This is a genomic window from Halorubrum sp. AD140, assembly GCF_034497445.1.
In the GTDB taxonomy this organism is placed as follows: domain Archaea; phylum Halobacteriota; class Halobacteria; order Halobacteriales; family Haloferacaceae; genus Halorubrum.
This window is the reverse complement of record NZ_JAXRUU010000172.1, coordinates 1-1,528: the sequence shown is the minus strand read 5'-3', so window position 1 is coordinate 1,528 and position 1,528 is coordinate 1. Positions and strand designations below refer to the sequence as shown.

2 protein-coding genes and 1 pseudogene are annotated in these 1,528 nt (G+C 59.6%); 1 reads left to right on the top strand and 2 read right to left on the bottom strand.

Annotation, left to right across the window (positions count from 1 at the left end; all coding sequences use genetic code 11):
• Both U4E84_RS17100 and cdd read right to left on the bottom strand, forming a co-directional pair.
• Positions 1-161 (bottom strand): annotated as a pseudogene (locus tag U4E84_RS17100) (uridine phosphorylase); the annotation flags it as partial.
• A gap of 84 nt (positions 162-245) precedes the next feature.
• Positions 246-770 carry a cytidine deaminase gene (gene cdd, locus U4E84_RS17095; RefSeq protein WP_322533304.1) on the bottom strand — a complete coding sequence of 175 codons (525 nt, stop codon included), beginning with the start codon at positions 768-770 and terminating at the stop codon, positions 246-248.
• 80 nt (positions 771-850) lie between these two features.
• On the opposite strand from cdd, the gene U4E84_RS17090 reads away from it, so the two are divergent.
• Complete coding sequence (locus U4E84_RS17090; protein WP_322533303.1) at positions 851-1,489, top strand: IS6 family transposase; 639 nt, start codon at positions 851-853, stop codon at positions 1,487-1,489.
• Positions 1,490-1,528: the final 39 nt, after the last annotated feature.

Here is a 1,528-nt window from a genome sequence, read left to right as displayed (position 1 = left end):
TCGCGGTGGCGCGCGACCTCCTCGTGGTCGTCCCACAGCGCCGTGATCTTGTCGACGCGCTCGGGGTTGCCCGGGAGGAGAACCGCGTTCGCGACGTCCTCGGGCGCGGCCTCGACGTGGTAGCCCGCCTCGTCGTTCGGGTCCTCGCTGTCGTCGGTCATGTCTCCGCCCTTCGGCGAGCCGTTTAAAAGTAGTTCCGTCTCGGTCGCTCGGGGACGTCCCGCCGATGTCAGTTCTCGCCGATGTCAGTTCTCGCCGGCGTCGTTCAGCGTCCCCTCGTTGATCGTGTTTGGGAGCAGTTCGCCCAGCGTGTACTCCGTCACCGCGTCGCCGCCCTCGTCGCAGGCGACGACGAGGTCGTCGGCCGCGAACTCCGCGAGCGTCTGCCGGCACATCCCGCAGGGGGTGACGCCGTCGCGGACGTCCGAGGCGACCGCGATCCGGTCGAACTCGCGGTGGCCGTTCTTCACCGCCTCCGCGAGCGCGACCTCCTCGGCGTGGAGGCTGTTGGAGTAGTTGGCGTTCTCGATGTTACAGCCGGTGTAGACGGTTCCGTCGGCGGTCCGGAGCGCGGCGCCGACGCGGTACTCGGAGTACGGGACGTGGGCGGCGTCTAAGGCGTCACGCGCCGCGGCGATCAGGTCGTCCATACGGGCGGGTGGCGCGGCGCGCCGATAACTGTACTGTACTGTACTGTACTGTACTGTACTGTACTGTACTGTACTGTACTGCGGCTCGCTACGCCTTCGACGAGGCCTCCGAAGCCCCAGCCGCTCGTTTATAAATAGTTGAGCGCGGATCGACGGCGATGTTAAGTTAAGAACGAGGCGGTCAGTGTTTCGAATGTTCTATGTCCGAAACCAACCGCCTCACCGGCTCTACTGAATGGATAGACTTGGAGTTTGTGGAACGAGAGCGGACACCCCACGAGATCATTGAAACCGGTATTCAGCTCCACCTTGCTGGACTATCACTTTCGAATACCAAACAGTATCTTGAGAAGTTGGGTGTCAAACGAAGTCGAACAGCAATTCACAACTGGATTCACAAGGCCGATTTACAGCCAGCTGACAGTGCAAGCCCGAATCGCGTTGCGGTTGACGAGACTGCGATTCAGATCGACTCAGACAGATTCTGGCTGTATGCGGCCGTAGATCCTCAGACAAACGAATTCCTCCATGTTGACGTATTTCCCGTTCAAAATCAACAATTCACGCTGGTGTTTCTCCGCGATCTCAGAGAGAAACACCTCGTTGAGGATGCGCTCTTTCTCGTTGATGCTGGCGGACATCTCACAGCTGCACTCTCACGAACATCGCTCCGATCTCAAATCACTCGCCATGGAAATCGGAATGCCGTCGAACGTGTCTTTCGAGAGGTAAAACGACGAACCTCTTCGTTCTCAAATACGTTCCGAAATGCGGAGCCGACGGCGGTGGAATCATGGCTCCGAGCCTTCGCCGTCTGCTGGAACCGATGCTTAAGTTGACATCGCCACACGAACACTCCCGAAGCCCCAGTCGCTCGG

Coding starts and splice junctions, on each gene's coding strand:
- U4E84_RS17090 (WP_322533303.1), top strand. CDS start 851: ATGTCCGAAACCAACCGCCTCACCGGCTCTACTGAATGGATAGACTTG.